28 protein-coding genes are annotated in these 24,839 nt (G+C 22.6%); 3 read left to right on the top strand and 25 right to left on the bottom strand.

Going from position 1 to position 24,839, the window contains the following annotated elements; all coding sequences use genetic code 4:
* Window positions 1–22: 22 nt before the first annotated feature.
* Together parE and udk are read right to left on the bottom strand one after the other, a co-directional pair.
* Entirely contained in the window at window positions 23–1,957 is a 1,935-nt protein-coding gene (parE, locus tag AACL10_RS02330) for a DNA topoisomerase IV subunit B (protein WP_338985712.1), read from the bottom strand.
* Between the two features lie 193 nt (window positions 1,958–2,150).
* Window positions 2,151–2,777: a uridine kinase gene (gene udk / locus AACL10_RS02325; RefSeq protein WP_422398158.1), complete on the bottom strand. Its 627-nt coding sequence runs from the start codon at window positions 2,775–2,777 to the stop codon at window positions 2,151–2,153.
* A 105-nt stretch (window positions 2,778–2,882) separates the two neighbouring features.
* Between udk and AACL10_RS02320 the strand changes: the two genes are divergently transcribed.
* The 3 genes from AACL10_RS02320 (at window position 2,883) to AACL10_RS02310 (ending at window position 4,870) form a co-directional block, all read left to right on the top strand.
* Complete coding sequence (locus tag AACL10_RS02320) at window positions 2,883–3,485, top strand: FMN-dependent NADH-azoreductase (RefSeq protein WP_338985710.1); 603 nt, start codon at window positions 2,883–2,885, stop codon at window positions 3,483–3,485.
* Between the two features lie 90 nt (window positions 3,486–3,575).
* Entirely contained in the window at window positions 3,576–4,538 is a 963-nt protein-coding gene (locus tag AACL10_RS02315) for a GMP reductase (RefSeq protein ID WP_338985709.1), read from the top strand.
* Between the two features lie 155 nt (window positions 4,539–4,693).
* Window positions 4,694–4,870 carry a hypothetical protein gene (locus AACL10_RS02310; protein WP_338985707.1) on the top strand — a complete coding sequence of 59 codons (177 nt, stop codon included), beginning with the start codon at window positions 4,694–4,696 and terminating at the stop codon, window positions 4,868–4,870.
* A 27-nt stretch (window positions 4,871–4,897) separates the two neighbouring features.
* Here the strand turns inward: AACL10_RS02310 and AACL10_RS02305 are convergent, their stop codons facing one another.
* The 23 genes from AACL10_RS02305 to AACL10_RS02195 all read right to left on the bottom strand — a co-directional run bounded on the left by AACL10_RS02305 (window position 4,898) and on the right by AACL10_RS02195 (window position 24,352).
* Window positions 4,898–6,277, bottom strand: a complete 1,380-nt coding sequence (locus AACL10_RS02305) for a hypothetical protein (RefSeq protein ID WP_338985706.1) — start codon at window positions 6,275–6,277, stop codon at window positions 4,898–4,900.
* 25 nt (window positions 6,278–6,302) lie between these two features.
* Complete coding sequence (locus tag AACL10_RS02300) at window positions 6,303–7,613, bottom strand: hypothetical protein (protein ID WP_338985704.1); 1,311 nt, start codon at window positions 7,611–7,613, stop codon at window positions 6,303–6,305.
* Between the two features lie 49 nt (window positions 7,614–7,662).
* A complete protein-coding gene (locus tag AACL10_RS02295; protein WP_338985703.1) occupies window positions 7,663–8,919 on the bottom strand; it encodes a hypothetical protein in 1,257 nt (418 codons plus the stop codon).
* Window positions 8,920–9,049: 130 nt separating this feature from the next.
* Window positions 9,050–10,261: a DUF4238 domain-containing protein gene (locus AACL10_RS02290; protein ID WP_338985702.1), complete on the bottom strand. Its 1,212-nt coding sequence runs from the start codon at window positions 10,259–10,261 to the stop codon at window positions 9,050–9,052.
* Window positions 10,262–10,284: 23 nt separating this feature from the next.
* On the bottom strand, window positions 10,285–10,971 hold the full coding sequence (locus tag AACL10_RS02285; protein ID WP_338985699.1) for a hypothetical protein: 687 nt from the start codon (window positions 10,969–10,971) through the stop codon (window positions 10,285–10,287).
* Complete coding sequence (locus tag AACL10_RS02280) at window positions 10,964–11,209, bottom strand: hypothetical protein (RefSeq protein WP_338985698.1); 246 nt, start codon at window positions 11,207–11,209, stop codon at window positions 10,964–10,966. The genes AACL10_RS02285 and AACL10_RS02280 overlap by 8 nt, the downstream gene beginning before the upstream one ends.
* Entirely contained in the window at window positions 11,193–12,794 is a 1,602-nt protein-coding gene (locus tag AACL10_RS02275; protein WP_338985697.1) for a relaxase MobL, read from the bottom strand. The genes AACL10_RS02280 and AACL10_RS02275 overlap by 17 nt, the downstream gene beginning before the upstream one ends.
* Before the next feature lie 259 nt (window positions 12,795–13,053).
* On the bottom strand, window positions 13,054–13,845 hold the full coding sequence (locus AACL10_RS02270) for a hypothetical protein (RefSeq protein WP_338985696.1): 792 nt from the start codon (window positions 13,843–13,845) through the stop codon (window positions 13,054–13,056).
* Window positions 13,846–14,794: 949 nt separating this feature from the next.
* Entirely contained in the window at window positions 14,795–15,580 is a 786-nt protein-coding gene (locus tag AACL10_RS02265; protein ID WP_338985695.1) for a hypothetical protein, read from the bottom strand.
* A gap of 60 nt (window positions 15,581–15,640) precedes the next feature.
* Window positions 15,641–16,333, bottom strand: coding sequence for a hypothetical protein (locus tag AACL10_RS02260; RefSeq protein ID WP_338985694.1), 693 nt, complete (start codon window positions 16,331–16,333; stop codon window positions 15,641–15,643).
* A gap of 154 nt (window positions 16,334–16,487) precedes the next feature.
* Window positions 16,488–16,688 (bottom strand): hypothetical protein, encoded by a 201-nt coding sequence (locus tag AACL10_RS02255; RefSeq protein WP_338985693.1) that lies wholly within the window; start codon window positions 16,686–16,688, stop codon window positions 16,488–16,490.
* Between the two features lie 125 nt (window positions 16,689–16,813).
* The gene (locus AACL10_RS02250; protein WP_338985691.1) at window positions 16,814–17,128 is read right to left on the bottom strand and encodes a hypothetical protein; all 315 of its coding nucleotides are present in this window, start codon (window positions 17,126–17,128) and stop codon (window positions 16,814–16,816) included.
* A 2-nt stretch (window positions 17,129–17,130) separates the two neighbouring features.
* The gene (locus AACL10_RS02245) at window positions 17,131–17,625 is read right to left on the bottom strand and encodes a hypothetical protein (RefSeq protein WP_338985690.1); all 495 of its coding nucleotides are present in this window, start codon (window positions 17,623–17,625) and stop codon (window positions 17,131–17,133) included.
* Window positions 17,626–17,801: 176 nt separating this feature from the next.
* Window positions 17,802–18,326 (bottom strand): ferritin-like domain-containing protein, encoded by a 525-nt coding sequence (locus AACL10_RS02240; RefSeq protein WP_338985688.1) that lies wholly within the window; start codon window positions 18,324–18,326, stop codon window positions 17,802–17,804.
* A gap of 105 nt (window positions 18,327–18,431) precedes the next feature.
* Window positions 18,432–18,608, bottom strand: coding sequence for a hypothetical protein (locus tag AACL10_RS02235; protein ID WP_338985686.1), 177 nt, complete (start codon window positions 18,606–18,608; stop codon window positions 18,432–18,434).
* A 62-nt stretch (window positions 18,609–18,670) separates the two neighbouring features.
* A complete protein-coding gene (locus AACL10_RS02230) occupies window positions 18,671–19,312 on the bottom strand; it encodes a DNA topoisomerase (RefSeq protein WP_338985684.1) in 642 nt (213 codons plus the stop codon).
* On the bottom strand, window positions 19,294–20,616 hold the full coding sequence (locus tag AACL10_RS02225) for a type IA DNA topoisomerase (RefSeq protein WP_338985683.1): 1,323 nt from the start codon (window positions 20,614–20,616) through the stop codon (window positions 19,294–19,296). Before AACL10_RS02225 ends, AACL10_RS02230 begins: the two co-directional genes overlap by 19 nt.
* A gap of 850 nt (window positions 20,617–21,466) precedes the next feature.
* Complete coding sequence (locus AACL10_RS02220; protein WP_338985682.1) at window positions 21,467–21,979, bottom strand: hypothetical protein; 513 nt, start codon at window positions 21,977–21,979, stop codon at window positions 21,467–21,469.
* A 229-nt stretch (window positions 21,980–22,208) separates the two neighbouring features.
* Window positions 22,209–22,721 carry a hypothetical protein gene (locus AACL10_RS02215; protein WP_338985681.1) on the bottom strand — a complete coding sequence of 171 codons (513 nt, stop codon included), beginning with the start codon at window positions 22,719–22,721 and terminating at the stop codon, window positions 22,209–22,211.
* Between the two features lie 171 nt (window positions 22,722–22,892).
* Window positions 22,893–23,138 carry a hypothetical protein gene (locus AACL10_RS02210; RefSeq protein ID WP_338985680.1) on the bottom strand — a complete coding sequence of 82 codons (246 nt, stop codon included), beginning with the start codon at window positions 23,136–23,138 and terminating at the stop codon, window positions 22,893–22,895.
* Window positions 23,139–23,165: 27 nt separating this feature from the next.
* Window positions 23,166–23,300 (bottom strand): hypothetical protein, encoded by a 135-nt coding sequence (locus AACL10_RS02205; RefSeq protein ID WP_338985679.1) that lies wholly within the window; start codon window positions 23,298–23,300, stop codon window positions 23,166–23,168.
* 39 nt (window positions 23,301–23,339) lie between these two features.
* Window positions 23,340–23,588, bottom strand: coding sequence for a hypothetical protein (locus tag AACL10_RS02200; RefSeq protein ID WP_338985678.1), 249 nt, complete (start codon window positions 23,586–23,588; stop codon window positions 23,340–23,342).
* A 2-nt stretch (window positions 23,589–23,590) separates the two neighbouring features.
* Window positions 23,591–24,352, bottom strand: a complete 762-nt coding sequence (locus tag AACL10_RS02195; protein ID WP_338985677.1) for a ParB/RepB/Spo0J family partition protein — start codon at window positions 24,350–24,352, stop codon at window positions 23,591–23,593.
* Window positions 24,353–24,839 lie beyond the last annotated feature (487 nt).

Below are 24,839 nucleotides of genomic sequence, written 5' to 3'. Positions count from 1 at the left end.
GTCTAGCTATTTTTAATTAAAATTAGATAAATTCAACGTTTTCTTCAAGTGTAAACTTAACGTTTTCTTCAATTCATTCTTTTCTTTTTTCAGAGTTATCACCCATTAAAGTTCTAAATGAATTTTCTGCAGCAAGTGCATCGTCAATTGTAACTTGAATTAGTTTTCTATGTTCTGGATCCATTGTTGTTTCTCAAAGTTGGTCAGCATTCATTTCCCCTAACCCTTTGTATCTTTGTATTTCAACTTTTGATTTAGCTTTTTTCATATAACTAGCTAATTCTTCTTCCGTTCATAGATAAATAAAGTCCTTTTTATTTGAACCTGTAGTTACTTTAAATAAAGGAGGCATAGCAATATAAATATTTTTATTTACTATTAACTCTTTCATATAACGATAGAAGAATGTAAGTAATAATGTTTGGATGTGTGCTCCATCAGTATCGGCGTCGGTCATTAATATGATTTTTCCGTAATTTGAATCACTTAAATCAAAGTCACTCCCAATTCCAGCACCAATAGCATTTATTATTGTTGTTATTTCTTCGTTTTTTAATAAGTCAATTAATTTAGTTTTTTCAGCATTAATAACTTTCCCTCTTAAAGGAAGTATTGCTTGGAATTTTCTATCTCTTCCAGATTTTGCACTTCCTCCCGCTGAATCCCCTTCGACTAAGAATAATTCATTGTCTTCTTTGTTCCTTCCTTGGGCAGGAGTAAGTTTTCCAAGCATTGTTCTAGATTTTGATTTAGTTTTTTGATCTCTAACTGCTTGTCTTGCTTTTCTAGCTTCTTCTTTAGCTTTTCTTGCTAAAAGAGCTTTTTCTATAATAGAAATAGCTATAGTTTTGTTTTCTTGCAATCAAAAACTAATGTTTTGTTCTGTAACTTTTTCACAAGTCACTCTTGCTTCACTAGTTCCTAATTTACCTTTAGTTTGTCCTTCATATTGAATCAAGTTTTCAGGTATTTTAACTGTAACAATAGCAATAAGACCTTCTTTAATATCTGAAGAATCTAATCTTTTGTCTTTTTCTTTTAAGATGCTTTGAGCTCTTCCATATTCATTAAGCGCTTTTACTAATCCAGATCTGAAACCAGTCATGTGTGTTCCACCATCACTAGTTTTAACGTTGTTTGCAAAACCTAAAACAGTTTCAGAAAAGTCTGTAGTATATGTTAAAGCAATTTCAACATCAATTTGTTGTTCGCTACCTTTTAAAAGTATTGGAGAACAAAGAGCTTTTTGATCACCTTTTAATTCATTTACAAATTCTGTTAAACCATTTTCATAAATGTATTCAACATATTTGTCACTTCTATTATCTTTAAGTGTTAATTTAAGTCCAGAATTTAAAAGTGCTGATTCTTTTAATCTCTCGCTAATTGTAGAAAATGAGAATTTTGTAGTTGAGAACATTGTTTCATCAGGTAAGAAATTTACACAAGTTCCTGTTTGTTTGCTTGTTCCAATTTGTTTTAATGGTTCAACAAGTTTTCCACCATTTGCAAATTTTATCTTAGAAACAAGTCCATCTCTGTTAATAGTTACTTTAAATTTACTTGAAAGCGCGTTAACAACAGATGATCCAACCCCGTGAAGTCCTCCAGAAGTTTTATAACCATCTCCACCAAATTTACCCCCAGCATGTAAAACTGAGAATATGATTTCTGGAGTTGATTGATTTGTACCTTTATACTTACCAATTGGAACTCCACGACCATTATCTTTAACAGTAATTGATCCATCTTTTTCAATAGAAACGTTAATTTCAGTACAAATTCCTGCCAATGCCTCATCAATTGAGTTATCAACAATTTCTCATACTAAGTGGTGTAGTCCTCTTGAATCTGTTGATCCAATGTACATACCAGGTCTTTTTCTAACTGCTTCTAAACCTTCTAAAATCTGAATACTATCTTCTGTATAAGATAAATTCTTATTATTTTCAGCCATATTAATACCTCATTATTCCATTTAAACATAATATATCACATTTAAATAATCAATGTCAATTTTATAAACAAACCCCTTAAATAAAGGGTTTTGGTAATTTTTTTCTTATTTTTATTGAAAAAAACATTTAATATGAGAAAAATTTAAACAAAAAAATGAGTTTATCAACTCATTTTCTTTTCATATTAAATGTTTATTTTTTAAGTAAACTGCTTATTTTGGCAGCTACCATATCAATTGCAATACTATTTCCTTCATAGTATGGAATTATTAAATCAGCATAGTCAATTGAAGGTTCCACAAAGAATTTATACATTGGTTTTACAGTGTTTAAATACTGATTTACAACATCATCAAGTTTTCTTCCTCTTTCATTAACGTCTCTCATAAGTCTTCTAATGAATCTGATATCATCATCTGTTCTAATAAACAGTTTAATATCTCCTCTTTTTCTGATTTCTTCAACATGTAGTGAAAGAATTCCATCTAAAATAACTACATTTGATGGTTCTACTGTAGTGAATTCACCTATTTGTGAGTGAGTTTTAAAATCATAAATAGGAACCTCAATTGATTTAAATTCTTTTAAATCATCTAAGTGTTTACAAAGAAGCTTAATATCTAACGAACTTGGGTGGTCAAAATTTAATGATTGTTTTTCTTCAAAAGTAAGATCACTAAAATCTTTATAATAACTATCCATTGATAAGTGAGTTACTGGCTTATTTATAAAAATTTCATTAGCAATTGTGTGAGCAACAGTTGTTTTACCACTTGCACTACCCCCAGCAATGATAATTATTGTAACTTTTTCCATAATGTACCTCTATATTCAATTAATATTTTATATTTAATTTATTAAAATTATGAAATTATTTTCACAAATTTAAATATAAAATTAAAGAGATATAAGGAGAAATAAAAAATGTCAAAAAAAGTTTTAGTAATAACAGGAACAGTTAGTCCTGCCGAAAAATCATTTTCATTATCTTTAACAAATAGATTTGTTGAAGAATATAAAGCTTTAAATCCAAATGATGAAATCATTAATTTAGACTTAAACAAAGAAGAAATGGCTCACAAAACTCTATCAAGAGATAATTTTGGTACATATTTTAATGAACAAGATGCATTAAAATACATTAACCAATTAAAAGAAGTTGATAAAGTAATCATTTCAAGTCCAATGAATAACTTTAACGTTTCAGGACTAATTAAAAACTATTTAGATCACGTATTATTAGCAGATCAAACATTTTCATATAAATATGTAAAACAAGGAGATGCTAAAGGATTATTAGAACACTTAACTGTTCAAATATTAACAACTCAAGGTGCACCTTTTGGATGATATCCATGAGGAAATCACACTGAATTCTTAAAAGGAACATGAGAATTTGTTGGTGCAAAAGTAAATGAACCTATTTTATTTGCAGGAACAAAAATAGCTCCAGTTTCAACAATGAATCCAGATGAAGCAATCAACCAAATAGCAGATAAAATCGTTTCAGCTGCTAAAATGTTTTAGAAATTAACCATTTGGTTAATTTTTTTTTTAAATTTTTTAAATTTTTTAAATTTATTGCTATAATCTCATAGGAAACAAGGAGAAATATAAATGTACGCTTTCGATTATGAAGATATACAACTTATACCAAGTATGTGTGTAGTTAACTCAAGAAGTGAATGTAACACAGAAGTAAAACTTGGAAAAAACACTTTTAAAATGCCAGTAATGCCAGCAAACATGGCTTCAGTTATAAATGAAGAATTATGTGAAATGCTTGCAAAAGAAGGACATTTTTACGTAATGCACCGTTTCAATGTGGATTCATACGCTTTCACAAAAAGAATGAACGATGCAAAATTAGTTTCATCAATTAGTGTTGGAGTTAAAAAAGAAGACTACGAATTGATTGAAAAATTAGCAAAAGATAATGTAATACCAGATTATATAACAATTGATATTGCTCACGGGCACTCATTAAGCGTTAAAAATATGATCGAACACATAAGAAAACACTTACAAGATAGAACTTTTATTATTGCAGGTAATGTTGGAACACCTCACGCAGTAAGAGATCTTGAATTTTGAGGAGCTGATGCAACTAAAGTTGGAGTTGGTCCTGGAAAAGTATGTATAACAAAGTTAAAAACTGGTTTTGGAACTGGTGGATGACAACTTGGAGCTATCAAATGATGTAGCAAAGCTGCTCATAAACCGATTATTGCAGATGGTGGTTTAAGAGTAAATGGAGATATTGCTAAATCAATAAGATTTGGAGCAACAATGTGTATGGTTGGTAGTTTATTTGCAGCCCATGAAGAATCACCAGGAGCTAACGTAACTGTTGATGGTGAATTATTTAAAGAATATTATGGTAGTGCAAGTGAATACAACAAAGGTGAAAAAAGATATGTTGAAGGTAAAAAAGAGATAATTAAAGTAAGAGGAAAATTAATGGACACTTACAGAGAAATGCAAGAAGATCTTCAGTCATCTATTTCTTACTCAGGTGGAAAAACTTTAAACGATATCAAAAAAGTTGATTATGTTATATTAAAAACAAGTAATTTCTAGTATAAAAATGCAATTGTTAATTGCATTTTTATTTTTTCCTAAAATTAAAATATGCTTTACAGAGTAGTGTTTAAGGTATTTTTTACACCCACCCTTTTAGCGATTACTTTAATTTTTATTAATATCTAGTAAAATGTAGTTAAGGAGATGAAACTATGAAAGAACAATGTCAAAATCTTGATTGTAACAACGACTTAAACTTCATGGACAAAAAAAGAATTTATGTTTATGATGAAAACATCGAAGATGAAATCGCTATATTTGTGTGTGATGAATGTTATGCAAAAAATAAAGCAGAGGAAAACAATATAGATTGAGAACACTCAATCTAATAAAAAAACACCAATTAAGGTGTTTTTTTATATCTTATTTATTAAATCACTTATTATTTTAAATACATTTGAGTCATATATTTCTTTATCTTTAGAAGTTGTTATTTGTTTTAAACTTCTCGGATTTAAACAACGAGCAAATAATTCCAGTTCTCTTTGATCATCTTCAAAGTGAACCAACAGAGTTTCTGCTTTATCATTTTCAATAACGTTTTCTACATTACTAAAAACACAATCAAAGATAAACATAAATGCATATTCATTAACTATATTTAATATATCTTTTTTTGGCTCAATAGTTATTAAAATTGGATTATCTGATTTAAAAGGCATATCAATCATTTTTAAAATTTCAAAATACTTACTGTCAGTTTCAAACTCATAACCTCTTGTTTTTAGAAGTAGTTTAATGTATTTTAAATTTCCTAAATTATGTTTTTTATCTATTTCTTCAGATGAAAGAATATCTCTTCTTAAAAAATCAAACAATTTAATATTTTCAATAATGATATTGAATTGTTTTGGTTTTTCAACTCTTAAATAATGTAAATATCAAAGAACAAAGTATAATTCATCAAAGTAAAGAATCTTACTTTCGTATTTTTCATGAAATCTAAAGTTTCTTTTCAATCATTTTTCTGGAAGTGTTAAACTTTCGTTGATTGAATTTATTAAAAATAAATCATGAATTTTCATTTTCTTAATGAAATGGTTTACTTGAAGATTAGGGTGTTTAAACATTAATCTCTCTTTATTAAGATCAATTATGCTATCAAAATTTCTACTTAATTTAACTTTAATATCTTCTGAAATTGAATCTAAATCTGTAAAACTAAAAGTAGTAATCATTTTTGCATTAGTTAAATATTTTTTTATTTTTCTAATAACTCTATACTCACTCAAGTCAGAAACTAAATCACAACTTTCAAAGTCATTAAATATTAATAATAAATTGATATGTAACTTACTTATTACTTCATTTATTTCTATAAGTGTTTGAGTATTCAATAATTCATTTTTATCAATATCATAGTTAATATATTTTTGATTAAAAAAATATCTAAAAGCAACAGCTCTATTATTTGTTTTAATTTTTTTTCTTACAATGTTTTTTAAATTTCTACTTTTTAAAAATGATAAAAATTCTTTCTCTCCAACTTTTTTTCTAATCCCCATCAATAAAATTGAAATGAATTGTTCATATAAGTCTTTTGAAAAATCAAATTGATCTGGAGTTAGTACGATTGTACTTCATCCATCTTTTTTTAATGTATCTGCAAACGTAGTTGCTAAAGTTGTTTTACCAGATCTTTCTGGACCATTAATCAAAACATGTTGATTTTTTAAAACCAACATTAAATTGGTTAATTTGTCCAAAATTTCTTCAGAACTAATTATTCCTGTCATTATTTAAAGTACCCCTACTTTTTTCTTAAAAAAAATTATTTCCTTTACTAAATCCAGCAAAAAATTTCATTTTTAAATATTCTTGACCCATATTTGGATGTTGGAATCTAAATTTATTTAATGCTGAGTATAAACTTTTTTCTTGATCTTGAAGAGAATCGAATCATTCTTTATCAAAGATAATATTATCAGCTAAAATCAATGCACAGTTTGAAATGAATGCAGCTTCACTTTTTGTTTTTGATTGAACAACTTTTAAATATTGATCAAAAAAGTCTTTCATATTTTGGTTTGTTTTATCATAAACCATTGTAATAAATGAATTTGTTTTATCTCCGTTCATAACTATTGTTGCAAAACTTTCAGACATAAAGAAATTATTTATTGAGTTAACAACTTTAAAGTTTTCTGGTGTTATTTGTGGTTGGAAAACATCTTTGATTCTAAAGTTCTTTGTTTTTGGCAAGTTAAATTTAACTATTTCGTAATTTTTAGAATCACCTTTTAATGAATCTAAAAAGAAATTATAAGTATCAATTAAAGAAGAAACATGATTAGATACTTTTTTTAGATTATAAATATTTAAAGGCTTAATTGTTTCTTGACTAATTGAGTTAAAGAATTTTCTAAATTCAATTTTTAAAGCTTCTAATTGTACTCTGGCAATAAAAAGTTTGTAAACAACTGTTGTGAAGTTTAAAGTTAAAACATCTTCATCACTACTTTTTTTTGTCATTTCAATATTTTGTATTTTAATAAAGTGTTGATAACAGAAACCAAAGTATTTAAATTGATCATTTTTAACTTTATTAAAGAATGAGAATCCCATTTGGTAATTATTATCAAATACGTTTCTTTTGTTTGAAGAAACAAAATCATTTTCTTCAAAATCTACATTATAAAGCTTATTTTCTACTGCTTTATTTTCACAATAAGGCAAATTACATTTTTCGTTTGCACCTAATCTTGCATAAGTTTCTTCATATAATTTTGAAGAAAAGTCCAAGTATTCATTGTAGTTTTCAAAATTAATAATTGCCTTTAAGAAAGGAATGTATTTATCATCTTTTTCTTCTACCATGTTAGCTTTACAACAATCTTTAAATTGTTCTCCACTTAAACAAAAACATAATTCTTCGTCTTCAAATAAGAAAAAGTTGTAACCATTCTTTACAAGGAAGTTTACATTGTCATTATCTAAATAGTAGTTACCAAAAATTGAATCAATGAATCTTTGAGTATCTTCATTTGAAATTTTAGTATTTTTTGCAGCTTTATATAACTTTTGTTTATCAACAATGTTAGATAAAATATCTGTTTCTTTGATTTCTGCCATAATAAATCTCCCCATAAAAAAATAGATAAACTATAAACAATAATTTTTATTATTTATCTATTTTTTTTATTTTACTTTCTTTTTCTATTTTTTTCTTAGTCACTTTAGTATCTTTCATTACTTTTTTGACTTTTTCTTTTCTAACTTTTTCAGTAGTTTTTTCTTCTTTTTTAGTTTTTTTCAATTTTTCTTTCATTGTTTTTATTTTTTTATCTTTGATTTTTTTAGGATCTTTGATTTCAACAAATTTAGGTTCAACCGCTCCCTTTTCAAAGATTTTCTCAAATTGAGCTTCACCTTTATAAACAACAGTTTCATCTAAGTCATTATGGAAGTGGTTAATTGAAACACTATAGTCAAATAGTTTTTTGTCTAGTGTTAATTTTGTTTTAAAGAAATTAAATAACTCTTTTGAATATAGAGCTTTTTCACAATGATTTTCAAATATGTTTTTTCTAATTTCAACAACGTCATTTGATGTTCTAATTGAATAAATTCATTTTAAGTCTACTAAATATACATCAAATATTAATTTTGCAAAGTCATTTCTTAGCATTTCATCTTCTCTTAATAAAGGAATTGTGTCTAAGAAATTATTAAAGTGATCATTTCTTAAGAAGAATTCAACTTCATCAGCATAATTAATGATATCTCCATCATCAATGTTGTAAATTGCTTGACCTAATTTTTTAATAAATTCTTCATCATATCTATATGTTGATTTAATTACATCTAAATATCTTCTGTAAATTACTTTTTGATCTTCTCTAACGTTCATATTTTTATAATCAAAGTATCTATCTCTGATTCTACCAACAGCAGAAACTCCCATTATTGTTAAGATATCTTTTTTGTTTAGACTTGATTTAAAGAATTTTTCATAATGATTTCCAATACCAATTGGAGTTTCATTAGTGAATTCAGCTGGATTTAAACTAACTATTGGAAAAATAAATGGATATACACATTTAATTGAGTAGTAATAAGCTCTTGATTTATAAGGTTTACTTACACCAAGACCTTTTAATATCTTATTAAGTTCATCTAATTCTTCTTTTTCTAAGTAAAATAATGCATCTATTTGAAAGTCCATATCTTTAACTTTAAGTCTTTTAGCAAATTTTGGGTAATATTTCTCAAAACTTAATGTTGATTCAATTCATGAACCATTGATTAAATCATTAATCATTGGAATTTCGCTTGGATTATGGAAAATACCTCTTGTTAAAACTTGATCTTCATTAAAAACAAACTTTTGTTCTCCTGGATTCAAGAAGTTTTTAACTATAATTTTCTTTACTTGCATATATTTTTCTCCCTTTGTTAGTCAATTATTAGTATTATAACAAATTTAAACCCAAATATAAAGTATCTATGATTTTGAGGTTGTATATAAAAAATAGGCTTTAGTAATTAAAAACTTTATAATAATGAACTTATTTAGATTTATTATTAATCATTTCAATTATTTTTTCTTTAAAAAACATTAATTCTCTAAAAGAATCATCTGGTATATTTTTTCAGATGAAAAATTTGTGTTCAAACTTTTCATCTTTAACTTTTTTTATAAAATCATTTTCTGAATTACCAAAATATTCTTTTAGACTTTTAATCTCATTAAAACTCTTTTCAATATATTCAAGATCACTTAATTGGCTAATTAAATCTTTAAAAATAAAGGGTTCATAACTAAAAGTTTTGTACATATTTATTTTATATATTCAATTATTTTTTCTATTCAATTTAATTATTCTATATTTAAAAATGTCCTCTTCATCATATTCTGTAAAATTTCTTCTGAAATTATTATCATTACTACCTATAATTGAATAATTACTAGATTTTTTAAAATTATTATTTTTGTGCTTAATTTCAGGTGTTTCAAAGCCTATCATTTGATCAATTCCTGGGATATTTATACTCAATGAATTATTTTTATCAATACCATTTATATTATCTAATAATAATTTATTAATTAATGTAACTAATATTGTACTAGATAATACAATCAGTCTTTTATTACTAACCATTCCATAAATTGATATATAATCTTGTGGATTTACTTTTAAAACTTCAGATGCTAAACTATTGTTTTTTTTCGTTCAATCTATACAATTTTGATTACATAAATTGGCTGGTAATAAAAAATCATTTTCTTTTTCCAAATCACAAAATTGCATTATACTTCCTTTTATAAACCAAAATATATAATAATCTTCTTCTTCTAAATGAAATAAATCAATATCAACCTTTTTTATAAGAGAAGCGACATCTATTTCAATGACTTTTTTTATCATTTCAATCCATGAATCTTTGTCAATTCTTTCTTTTTCAAGTCAAATTGGATGTCTTAAAAAATGAATTAAAAAATATTTTCTAATTTTATAACTTTCTAACCTAGTAATTTCTCCATTTCACTCTTTATTTCCAATTTTTCTAATTAATTTTATACCCTCATTTTCAATATACTTATCAAACATTATTTCCAATGAATTATCTCCATTAGTTTTTAAATATAATTTATTTTCTGTAAAAATATTTTTAACATTTTTACTTACTATCTTATTATGATTATATTCAAATAAATTAGTTGAATTAAAATATTCCTTAATAAAAGCTTTCTGTATATAATGATTATTTTGATGCATTATTAAATTACCTATCTATTTCTTTAATATTTTGATTTTTTAATTTTCTGTTCATAACCTTGTTCTTCTAAAATTGAAGCTAAATTTGCATGTAATTCTCTCTTTGGATCTGAAAACACCATACATGGTTTTTTTTCAAACTCTAACTGACAATTTGCAAAAGCTGAAACATAAATAATTCTTTCAGTTTTTCCACTACCAGTTGAACCAATAGTAATAGTGTGAACTGCTTTTTTGACAGGTATACCCCAAACATTAAGAGTTTTATTTTTAAAATCAATTTCACTTCTTGTAATATAACTAGATTCAGTAAAGTTTTTATTGTATATTTTTTCAAATTTAGTTAATTGCAGATTTCTGTTTTTTACATTAATGCTAATTGGGTTTTCATATTCATTTATATCTCAACTAGCTCTACCAAATGCCTTTTCTTTTGCTTCATTTACTAAATTTTTAGGTTTACTTTTACCTTTAAAATGAGCACATAAGATGATAAATATAATATAGATAATCGAAGTTGTTTCATCATTGAAATTAAAATATCTAAATTTTTCTATTGTTATAATAAAATTAAATTTTGTTTTAATCAAAATTGTAATAAATAATAAAATAATTGTTAAAAGAGAAATAGTAAATACTGAAATAATTGATAATATAGTTAAAATAAATTTTCTATAACCATTTATTCATTTTAAATTACTTTTATGCATAAACTAATATATAAGTAATTACTGCAAAAGTTAAAAATAAAGATAAAAAACTTATTCATAATACTAATGATTTCATTTTTAATTTCTTTTGTTTCATTTTAAATGCATCATCTACTTTTTGTTCTTTATTAATCTTTTTTAATTTTAGTATTAAGCGAATATAGTTATAAAAGTAATAAATAAAAAATACAAAAAATAGTGCATACATACATGACATTATTTTAATAATCAATTCCATTATAAAACCTTCTTTCCTTAATTAATCTATTTCTCTGTTTTGTTTCATCTTTTATAATACTCATAGCAGATTGTCTTGCCTTTTTTTTCTCTTTTTGAATCATTTGAAATAAGTTTTTGGGCATATATAAAAGAGAAGAAAAGTATTTTTTGTTGTTACTTATCCCATTTGGATTAAATAAATTACTTCCAACATAACTTCTTTTAGACTTATATTTTTCTTTTTTTCAATTTCAAATAATTTTTTTTAATATTTTATTTCCAAAAGCAGGTAAAATACCTTGAAAATAACCTTGAGCATTTAATGATTTTATATGTTCATTTCTATATTTAAGTTTTCTATATTTAATTTTTTCAATTGGATCTTTTAAATTTCAATCTTTTTCATCTTTTAATAAATCTTGTGTAGTTAAAATAAAGTTTTTTTCTTCAATTTCTAGATCAACATTTTCTAATTCATAGTTTGAATAAATTTGACAAAACTCTTCTGCTTTTTTGTTATTTTCTTCAATAAAAATGTCATATTCTTTTTTTAAGTTAATATCACTGTTAATAAAATCTAAAGTAATTTCATCTAATTTTTTTCTATCTAGATCACTTATAAATTTAGATCCATAAGTAATTTTCTTTAAAGGAATATCTTTAAAACTTCCAAAATTTAGCTTTAATTTTTGTTTTAATTGATTAGAAAATAATTCAATTTTATCAATTAAATTAACCTTGCTTTTATTAATATCAACATAAATTTGTTTTGCATCTTTTCATGAAGTATTTATAGTGTTAGAAAATTGATTTCATGATATTTCAAATCTATCTCTTAAATTACGCTGACTTTCTAAAAATTTAAAATTGTCTTTTTGTTGATTTCTGATATTTATATCTAGTCCAGCTCTAAATTCAGTTTTAGAATAAAGCATACCATTTTGTTTTCAAACCCTTCTTCTTTTAGGTTTTCCATACTTATTTAAAACCTTATCTTTATTACTGTCTAAAACATATTCATAGCTAGTAGATTCTTTTTCAAAAAAACCCAAATGAATATGATTATTGTCGGTATTTGTATGCATTGCAAAAAATCAGTTTACTTTTTCAAAGTCCATACCATTATCACTAAAAAAACTTTTAAGTTCAACATTTAGTGCTTTTTGAACTTTTTCAGGTGTATAAAGATTATTTTCTTTAATAAAATCATCTGAAAAAGAGATAATAGTATCTCAAAAAACTTGTTTATCATCTAAGTTTTTCATATCTTTTTTTAATTCTTTTACTTCTTCTATACTCATTAATCCATTTTTTGAATAAATTCCTGTACTTTTAAAGTTTTTGTTTATTTCTTCAAGCATTTTATTATATTTAACTTTTTCTTCTTTTGATCCAGTTCTTAAAGTATTTAATAGTTTTACTTGTTCATCATCTATATCTAGATTAAAAACAGCATCAGGTCTAGAAATATAGTTTAAATAGTCACCAGATTTATAGTAATTATCTCTAGATTTCTTACTCTTATTTCTTACTTCTTTTGTTACTGGATCAATTGGTTGATTAAAATTTAAAGTCTTAAAAATAACACCAGGTGCTTTTTTCATATATTTCCTTTCTATTTTCCCCAGGGAAAATTAAATAAGAATAAATAAAAAACTAGCTATTGCTAGTTACAAAAAATATTGATTTAAACAAAAAAATAGAGCCCTAGCGTTGCTAGTGCTCTATTTACCTTAATTTAAGTATAACATTAAAATTACATTTCTATATCATAGTCTTTATTTTTTTGTCTATATTATTTTTAAAATATTTATAGCATTGAAAATAATATAGAGTATCTATTTTAAAAAATATAAATTTTAATTAATTATTTAAATCATTTTTAACATATTTAAGAGTCATTTTTGCTTTATTATAAATTCCTCTCTCTTTACCCTCAACAGTTGGTGTTAGTCAAAAATCCAACAAAACTTCTTCTCCATTTTTCATTGCATTTAAATCTTCTTGACCAAATAAGTCAGTAGTTCCACTTTTAAATAAGAATTTTGAAGTTTCAACAGAATTTACGTGTTGGAAAGTTGGATATTCATAAAAATTAAGAAAAAATTCAAAAATGTCTGAGTGAACATAAATAGAAATTTTTTCAATTTCATTGACACCCGAAACATAACCTGGTGTTATTTGGCCATTTAATATTGACAAATCTAATGAATCATAATTAAGTTCAGTATAGATTTTCATTTCTCCATACAATCCTTTTTCTTCTCCGGCATCGGTTGGTTTTAAAATTGATTCAACAAGAATTGAACCAGATCCTGTTCTTCCCAACAAATCATCTTCATTTAATTCTCTATCTGCAGTAATATTATAAGAACTTACTAGTTCAAAATCATATGGATTTACTCCACTCACCCCAGCTTTAATGATTGCATTTGCTGCTTGTCCTGTTATAAAAGCAGGTGCAACTGCTCATGTATTATAATCTACAAAATAATATGGAAATGTATTAAAAATATAATAATTACCATCAACAATATTTAAATTAATTGATTTACTTTTTTCTATTGTAACTAAATTTTTTGAAATTTCAACTAATGGTGTTACACCACTAGTGCTTAAACTAATTGAGCCTATTAAACTTAATAATTTGACCATATTTAAATTTCCTTTCTTTCAACTTGCCCACCCTACTAACCTTATTTTTTTATTATATTACTATTTTTTCAAAAATAAAATTTTCATACGAATTTGCAAGAAATAAAAAACTAATCATTCTTTAAAAAAAATATCACACAAGAAAAAAATCCTGCACTTATGTTCAAAACACATATACTAAATTAGTTGAAATAGTTAAAAAACATCAAAAAATAATATTTTTGGATTTATTTACACTCAAAATAATGTAAAAAATAATCTAAAAACAAGAAATTAAGCACTTTTTTATAGAAATCAAAGAATTATACTTGGAAATATTGATAATCTAAAAAGTTATTTATTAGAAATTGGATTTATTTTGTAAATAAGTATATATTCATAACTGATTCTTTAATATGTATTTTTTTATTAGGTTTTAATTTTAAAATTTTAAAATCACATAAAAATTTTTTATCATATTTATATTCTCTAGTCTTATCATCTAAAGGAATTCAATCATTTAACATTGTAAAAGGTTCATGTATATATAATGGTTCTGCTTTTAATATTAATTTATTTTTATTTATAAAATATACATTTTTACAAACTATTTCTTTTTTATTACATTATCTTGATAATGGTCCGCTAAAAAATTAGCTGATAATTCATTTTCTAAATAATTAAGCATTTTTTTAATGTCATTTTTAAAATTTCCTTTCTATTTTCCCTGGGGAAAATTTAATAATGATAAATAAAAAAGACTAGCAGCTGCTAGTTACATAAAATATTGATTTAAACAAAAAAATAGAGTCCTAGCGTTGCTAGTGCTCTATTTACCTTGATTTAAGTATAACATAATACATAATAATGATTAAAAGTAAATAAATATAAATTAAATAATTTTCTAGATTTTTGTATGAATGAACTAAATAAAATATAATACATATTTAAATAAAAAAATTTTTAAAGTTTACAGCTTTTTTTTGCATTTTTTAACAAGATAAAAAACAACAATTATAATTATAGTAACTCCTGAAAAAGTTGCAAAAATTCAAATTAAAATTGGTCCACTTGATGAAACTATATAATCACCAAAAAATTGTCCTTTATACAAGTTTTTATAATCAAGTTTTTTTGAATAATTAATAGATCTATAATTTATAGTTTTACTTCCAAAAGCATCTACAACATGACCCATTTCATGAATTCAGACACTAAATTTATTTGGACTACTTCAAAAAGCATTTTTATATTGAGAATTAAATTTTTGAAAAGTTAGACTTGGGCCAGCAATTACTATATAAGAATAAGCGGTGCTATAAAAATTATTAGAACTATCAACATAATAAGATGTATTTGTATAACCCATAACGTTTTCCATTAGAGAACTATCATCACTAACTAAAGGAAAATCTGGACTAATTATAAGGGCTGATAATATATTTTGAACTCATGTTTCATTTTTTATTAGATTGAAAAGAACATTATAAAGTTTCAATGTTAATTCTTTTAATTGTTTGGTGTGTTCTTTTGTTCATTTTTCTCCATCAGAATTTAAATTAGGAGTACTTTTTAAATATGCTTCTTCTATGCTGCTAAATACATGTGAAAATCAAACCGAACTATAACTATTTATATCTTTTGAATTATTTGCAATCTTCCTATCGAGATTATCAAAATTAAAAAAATGATTTTCATTAAAAACGTTAAATTCATCAATTGAATTTTTTGATGCTTTTGTATAAGAATCATTCATCCATTTTGAAGTTATATTGATTATTGAAATGTCATTAATTATTATGGATCTTTTTGCTTCTTATTCAACTTGATTTTTAATATAATTTAGAGCATTATTTGAATATTCTTGAGTTCAAATTATAGATGAATTATTATATTTTAATTCTAGGGAATCGCTTGGTTTTTGTGAAAGTTTAGTATTATATTTTACTAAATTTGAATTTTCACTAATTAATTCAATGGCTTTATGTGAAATTGTTTGATTATTTTCATATTCGCCCTCAACTAAACCACCAATTTTTATAATTTCAGGCAAAATTTTTAAATAAAAATTATTTGTAACTTCCCAACTTTTATTTCTTAATTCATTATCGGTATTCAATCACTTACTAAAACTTTCTGCAAAAAATTCAGCATCACTACTTGATCCATATATGCTCGGCATTATTGTAGTTGCTACTAAATTTTGTATAAATAAAGAATTATAAATATTTGAATTTTCTCCACTAATTATTATATTTTTAGATATTTGATTTATTTCGTTATCTGATACAAAAATATTATTAGAATAATAATATTTGAGCAATCTTCCATAATACATATATTGCTTATTTGGAATAATCAAACTTTTATAACTAATATTTTCATTATATTGACTATTTTGGTAATTAAGGTTAATAATATCTAATTGATTTTCATTAAGAATTTTATAATTTGAAAAAGAAAAAGAAAAAGTATTTAAGAATATTCAAAATGCAAATAATAATTTCATTTTTTTCACAACCTTTTTAATTTTATTTACAATATCTATATTATACTTATTTTTTTATTTATTCTTTAAATTAATATTTTTAAGATAATGTTTTAAAGAATAAAAACAATAACATTATTTATTTACTTTTATTAAAAAATAGTTATTTAAATAACTATTTATCAAACTCTTTTTCTAATTTATCTAAAGTCTCATTTATATTATTCATAAAATCATTTATTTCTTGATCTGTTCAATTTTCACTATATTTTTTAAACTTTTCTAAATCATCTTTATTTGCTAAATTTAATCTACCTTCATCAGTTTCTATATAAATACAAACTTTTAAACCATCTAATTTTTCAAATTTTTCCATCTTATTTCCTTTTATATTAGAATTTTAATATCAATAAACATAATTAAATCATAACATTTTATAAATTAATCATATTCATTTTCTTTAATGTTTTTATTGTTTTGAATCTTATAAATAGCATTCATTTATTTTAATTCTTTTATCTTGTTTTTAAGTTTTTTAATATACTCATTTTTTTCTTCTTTTTCTAATTTGTATAAATTTAATTGTTTTTTATAAACACTAACTTCTATTTTTAATTTTTCTTTTTTGTCTGCTAATTCAAAATAAAGTTTTTGTAAATTTTTATCTTTATTTTCTAAAAAACTTTTACTATTTAACAAATTAATCTTTTCAATTGTTTTTTTAGCTTTTTTAGTAAAAATAATTAATTGATTTGTAACTGATAATATATCTTTATTTAATTCTTTTTGTCTATTATCAATTAAATTATTTCTCAATATTACTTGATCAATATTAAAATATTTTTCTTTATTTTTTTACTTAACTGTTTATCAACTTCTCACCATTTTTGCTCATCAAAATTTAATTTATATATTTCTTTATTTTCAACCATTTTTAAAAATAAAGATTTTTCTTTACATTCAAATAAGTATTTATTTGATATTTTTTTAATTTCTTCTAAGTTTTTTTGATCAATATTTCCTACTTTTTCTCTTAGTCTTTTTTTATGAACAATGTAAATGTCATCAATTTGTAAATTATGAGTATCAACTAAAACACTATTTTTATAAATTTTATTAGTAGTTTTAATTTTTATAGTTTTTTCTTTTTTATATTTATTGCTTAAAATACCAATAATAATTCAGTTATTATCAACATTTTTAATTTTTATTACTTTTCTTATTTTTAAATCACCCTTTTTGTAATTGCCTTTTTGATCATCAAATAAATGAAAATCTCCTGGAAATATTGATTTCATGTTATAAATATTCATATTTTAGTTCCTTTCTAATTTTAAAAAATAAAAACTAGCAATAGCTAGTTACATAAAATATTGATTTAAACAAAAAAATAGAGTCCTAGCGTTGCTAGTGCTCTATTTACCTTGATTTAAGTATAACATAAGTATTATTTATTATTTTAGAATTTCTTAATTCATTTTATTTTAAATTAATCTAAATGAGGTGAAAAAGGTGAAATTATTTCTAATGTAACTGGGTTTTCTCTTTTTAATACTTTTTTATCTATTTCATAATGATTTCCATTAGACATCTTAATTCAATCTAGCAAATCGTTTATTTCTGATATTTCTTCATAAAAATCAATTGCAAACCACTCATAAAATTTTACTGTTGCAAAATCATTTTTATTTTTTGCATTATTTGTAAACTCGTTTGTCATAATTATAAAATTTTTTCTTAAACTAATATATTCCTTCAATATTCCTTCAATATTCTTTAATTCAAATGTTTTTATTTCTATTGAACCTATTTTATAATCTTGTTGATTATTTAAAATATAATTCATAATTCTTCTTTGGTGTAAAAATTCATCTTGAGCTTGTACTTGAAAAAAATGTGTAAACCCTGGATAACCAAATTCATCACATTTTTTACTTAAATTAAAACAGTTTAATTGCATCTCAATGTGTTTGTTAATGTAATCTTGTAAATTACTTAAAACTAATTTATCCATCTTTTTGTTCTCCTTATAATATTTTAATTATAGCATTATAAATAAAATATACTTTTTAAAATTTATTATTTTTTAACTTAAAGTAGTTTGATTATTGACAAAGTTTTAAGTGATGATAATTAAATTAAATATATGTATTATTTTTTTTATATTATAAGCTTTAAAATTGTTGGCAATTTTTGATGTTTGAAGTAAACTGTAATTAGAATCTTTATAATTAACTAAGTTAAGTATATTTTTAACAACCTTAACTGGTGTATAAATTTCACATCAATTTGCCATTAAATACACATTTTTTCATTATTTTATATTAAATTTTGAATTATAATAAAAATAAATTATTTTTAAAATATTGTATTTTTACAACTTGGATAGTTTGAACAACCCATAAATTTCTTAATTTTTTTGGTTTTTTTATCAGTATAACTTCTTTCGATCATGTAACCGTTTTTACAAATTTCACATGACTTATTATTTGAATAATCTGGTTGATTAAACTTAATAAAATCACAATTTGGGTAATTTGAACAACCTTTAAACTTTGTTTCTTTTTTGCTAACTCTATCTAAAATATAGCCTATTTGACATTTTGAGCACCTTAGACCATCAAAATTATAGTTAGTAGATAAATTATCTAATTTTAAATAAAAGTCTTTCAAGTATTGTTTATGATCAACTATTTTATTATTAGCTATTAAGTCTAAATCTTTTTCCATATCTTTAGTAAAATCTAGATTTATAATACTTTTAAAGTTTTTTTCTAAAAAACTATTAACTTTTAAACCTAATTCATTAACTGTCATTGATTCAGCTTTAGTTTTTTCCAACTCAACATAACCTCTTAAAACGTTTACTTCTATTGCTGTTTTATAGGTACTGGGTCTACCAATTTCTAATTTTTGTAGTTGTTCAATTAAACTAACTTCATTTAACTTACTTGGAGTTTTATCATAATCTTGAATAATTTCTAAACAATTTGCATTCAATTTATCATCTTTAAAGTAATTAAATTCAATTTTTTAGCTAATTCTAAACTTTTATCAATTTCATAGTAACCTTTACTAGTATATTGTTTTAAATTTGCATAAAAAATACTTTTATTGTTTTCTAAGAAAACTTCTTTTTTAATACCACTAGGCTTTTGATAAATTGAATTTATAGTATTTTGCCATATTAATCAGTATAAATTTTTTTCTTTATCGTTTAATTGATCATTACAATGACTATCTATATTTTCAACAAGTCATTCAAAATGGGTTGGTGTGATTGCAGGATGTCCTTCTTGATCTGTTTCTTTAGTTTGAGTTTTAATAAGTTTGTCCAATTTATCTTGTCCAAAATGATTAATAATAAATTTAACTAAATTTTGTTCAGTTTCATGATCTAAATTATTAGAGTCAGTTCTAATATAAGTTATTAATCCTTTTTCATACAAACTTTGAGCCAATTGAGTAGTTTCTTTAGTTTTTAACTTTAATTTAGATTTAGCTGCTTTTAATAAGTCCGCTGTTGAAAATGGTTTAAAGTTATTTTCTTCAAATTTAGTTTCTTTTATCTCTTTTACAACAAAATTATCAGTTAAAGTATTCTTTAACTCTATTGCTTTTTGCTTATCAAAAATTTTATTAATTACTAATTTGTTATTTTCATTATAAACGTAATTTTTAAAAACAATGTCTCTAATGGTTTCATCTTGTATATAAAAATATTGTTTTTTATCAAAAACTTCGATTTCTTTTTGTCTATTGCACAATATTTTTAACACTGCACTTTGAACTCTTCCTGCACTTGCAGCTCCAGTAGTTTTTTGCAAAATTGGAGAAATTCTAAATCCAACCATTCTATCTAAAATTTGTCTTGTAAGAGCACTGTTTACATAACTTTGATTTATTCCATTTAAGTTATTTAACTCTTTTTGAATACATTCTTTTGTAATGGCATTTAATCTCATTCTTTTAAAATTATTATTATATTCTTTTAAAATTTCAAATAAATGAAAAGCAATCGCTTCTCCTTCTCTATCTGGATCTGTTGCAATAATTATTTCTTTTACATTTTTTGCTTGTTCAATTAATTCATTTACAACTTGTTTTTTATCATTTGAAATTTTATAAATTGGCATCATTTGCTTTAGATTGATTCCCATATTAAAGTCATTTTCATTTGAAAGTTCTCTAACATGTCCAATTGAAGCTTTAACAATATAATTGTTATTTTTGTCAATTTCTTTTAAAAATTGACTTACTTTTTTAATTTTACCTGGTGATTCTAATATAACTAGTTTAGTCATTGGATCAACTTCTTTCTATTTTTTATTTTGATATATAATTGAAATATGGAATGAAGCAGCATAATAAAACTTTTATATATTTTTGGAGTAAGTACTTTACCTACAATATTAATTTTTATTGGAATAAAAGCTTCATTATTTTTAAATAAGTATTTTAAGATAAAATTTTTATATTGAATTTTTAATAATGAAACTTTATGGGAATCTATTATATTTACTATACTTATTTTATTTTGATCTTCTATTTTTTTATCTATCAAGCAATTATTTATTTAATGCATTTTTTAATCTTTTTTATTTAAAATATTATTTTATTATTTTTCATTTATCCACAATTACAGTTTTTAAAATAGTTTGACTAATAATTAAAATATTTAAAAGGACAAATAACAAAAATACCACTCATAATAATCAAGATAATAATCAAGACATATAAACTAATTTTAAAAATTTTTGTTTTTCAAAATCAATGCTTTGATTTTATCAAATAATGAATGCCATAAATTAGCAGAATACTTACCACTATCACGTAAATAATTAATACAAATATATTAAAACTCATAATATAGACCACACACCTTTCATAAAAATTTTAATTAACAAAAATTAGCATAGTTTTATTAACATATTTTTATATAGTTTATTATGCTATTTACTAAAAATATATATAAAAACTTTTAAATAAGAACATTAACATTGAAAAAATAAATTTCAATATATTAAATATAATCGTCATAAAAATAAATAACTGTTTTACATAATTGGGGTTTTTTATTTTATAATTTCAAATAGCATAAGTTGTTATACTTGTATTAATAAAAAATAAAATAATTAAATTATTATAATAGAATTATTTTAAATAATTATAATGTTCATTGCATAAAACTAAAGCAACATATAATTCTAAACTATTTTTTAAAATGGGTTTATTTGTAAAGTCTGTTCTAACATATGACGAAATATTTCTACAAAATGCAACATTACATTCTGTTTTTTCATTTTCTGTTGAAAAAGTATCTAAAATATAATTTTCTTTTTTAATATCAACAAAATTAAACTTTTGATTTTCTCCACTATTTGTTTTACCAATAAATTTGTTGTTTAAAGTTTTAAAGTCATTTTTTTCAAGTAATTTTTTATTTAAATTATTTAAAATAGCTATTGTATTTGATTTAATAGAAATTTCATTTTCATTATTTACTTTTAGATTGCTAATTTTTAATTTTAATTGATCAATACTTATATTTTCTTCAAAATTATTAATTATCATTTTTTTAGCTGATTCTATTCAAAATTTATCTGTTTTATTTACTTTATTTTCTAAATCTATTTTTTTAATTAAAGATTCTAAATTTAGTTTCATATATTTTTTTCTTTCTATTTTCCCTGGGGAAAATTATTTAATTAAGAATTAATTATTTTTTTGATACATAATTTTGTTTAATATTGTTCAAAATGGTGATTGAAAAATTTAATGATTCAATAGCAATATTAGCTTCTTTTTGTTTTGTACAAAATAAACAATAAGCTTTATAATCATATACATTACTTATATTTGTTTTAAGAACTTTATAGAATATTATTTGCCTGTTTTAGTTTAAATCTGGAGGTCAAAATAATCCGGTATAATCTTTAGGTAAATTATTTTTATTTCAATTAAAAAAATTAGTTAATATTTTAAAATCACCTTTTGCTAAAAAATTAACTCATATCTCTTTACAAAAATCACATAATTTTAATTTTAAAAAAATTGTGTTGATATTTTTTGTATCTTTAAACTCAAAATATATTTTTTTTCTATTTCAGATGTTTGTATTGCAATTTTGGCATAATTTATTATAAACATGCAAATTTTTTAATATAAAAAGAGCAGTTATTTTGATATTACTAAATTCATATTTTTCTATTTTAATATATTTAGTTTTAAAAGTATTTATATTAAGATTATCTATTTTCTTTTTAAGTTTTTTGATACTAATATTATTTTCATAGTTAGCAATTATTAACTCTTTTGATTTAAGCATTCAACTCATACTTTTTTGATCTAAATTTGATATTTTAGCATCTATCATTTTAATTAATTTTGACTTATTTATAATATTCATATGTTTCTCATTTCTATTTTCCCTGGGGAAAATTATTTAATTAAAAATTAATATTTTTATAATGTTTTTTACATAAATTTATTAATGAATTTCTAACATATCTTTTTTTAAAAGATATTTTTTTACAACCACTTTTTTGACACATTCCAATCATAGAGTTCACCTTTATTTCTATTTTTTATATATTTCTTCAACATCTATCTTTTTTTCTCATGCTTCATAAAGCATTTGCTTTTTTGTTTTTAATCTAAAACCTTCTTTTTTACAAGTTTTACATAATGCTTTTGCTTTTGTTGTTTTAATTGGATAAGCACATTTAAAACATTTTTCTCAAGAAAAACAATTATATATAACTATAATCAAATATATTAAGGCTAATATAGGTAATAAAATAGATATTCATTTTAAAAAAATCATTTTTTCATCTCCTTTAATTTTTGAATTTTAAGCAAAACAATTAATACATGATATTTCATAAATATCATTTCCAAACACATCTATAGTTTTAAAAGAATTATAATTTTCACTATCTTTTATTTTCTTTTTGCATTTATAACAATTTTTTATTAGTTTTTTCATAATTTTATTTACTTTCTGTTTTTTTTAAATAACAATTATTTATTTTGAAAATATTTGATTTAAAGCATTTAAAACATCGTTATAATTGTATTTTTCAACTAATGTAGAAAGTATTCAATATCTATTTCTATTTAAAGTTGTGTTATTAACTCATTTTTCTTTGCTATCAATAATGTTCTTTTTTTCTCTAATTATTTTTAAAGCTTGATGAATTTCATTATAATCATGATATTTTGAAATATTTAAAAGTCATAAGTAATGTTCTTTTTTTAAAAGTTTATAAGCCATTTTTAAATTAAACTCATTTCTTCTAAAATTCTATTAAGATCATCTTTATCTAAAAACATTATTGTTAACTTATTTTTTTGAATTGTGATTTTTGTTCCTAATTTTCTTTGAATGTTTGATTCTAAATTCAACCAATCTGCATTTTTTATAAATTCTTTTTTATTTAATTTATTTTCAAGTTCTTTTTTGGTTAAATTACCTTCAATTACTTCTTTGACTAACTCGCATTTTTCATTACTTGTTAATTTTTTTTCACTTGCTATTAATGCTGCTTTAGAAATTTCTAAATTTCCTTTTTCAATTTTTTCTTGTATTTCTAAATTTAATTTACCAAGCGATAATGCATTAATTGATTTAGAAATTCAACTTAATGATTTACCAATTTGTTCTGATATCTCTTGTAATGTCATTCCATTATCTTTAAGTTCCTTTAAAGATAATGCAGTATCATAAGAAGACATTTCTTCTCTTTGAATATTTTCAATAATACTTGCTTGTGTAAAGTCTTTTTCACTTGCATTACCAGGAATTATTAAGCATTCAATAAATCTTTTATTTAATTTTTTATAAGTTTCTAATCTTCTTTGTCCAGCAATTAGTTTAATTTCATTTTTATTATTAATATTTACAATAATTGGTTGTAATAAACCAATTTTAGATATTGAATTTGCAAGCTCTACTATTGAATTACTATCAAAGTGTTTTCTTGGTTGGAAAGGATTATTTAGTATTCTATTAATTTCTATTAATTCAATTTTATACATATTTTTTATCCCTTCTTAGGAGATTCTATTACATAATAAAATATATTATCTTCTTTATCATATTTAAGTTCAGCATTTTTATATTCTCACTTATTAATGACACCATTTGGATCAATAACTTTTTTATGAATATAATTTTGATCAATAATTTCATTTTCTTTAATAGATATATGTATTTGAAATTCTTCACCATCTATTCTTAAAATAGAACCTTTGGGAACATTTATAATTTCATCTACTTCAGTTTCAATTTTTTTTGATTTTTCTTTTTTTGATTTATTTTGTTTGGTTACTTCTTTATTTGACTTTAAATTTTTTTCTTCACCAAAATCTTCACCTTCATATTCATTTGAACAACAATCAACACATAATGTGCCACCACATTCACTAATACAGTTTAAACATTGAGTTCCATGAATTAAATTGTTTTTATCTTTGTCATTTATAAGATTAGGACAAACTCATTTTTTATCATTTTCATTAGAAT

The organism is Spiroplasma endosymbiont of Diplazon laetatorius, from assembly GCF_964019625.1.
Classification (GTDB): domain Bacteria; phylum Bacillota_I; class Bacilli_A; order Mycoplasmatales; family Mycoplasmataceae; genus Spiroplasma_A.
Note: the sequence above shows the minus strand (reverse complement) of the source record. Positions and strands in the feature narration are given on the sequence as shown.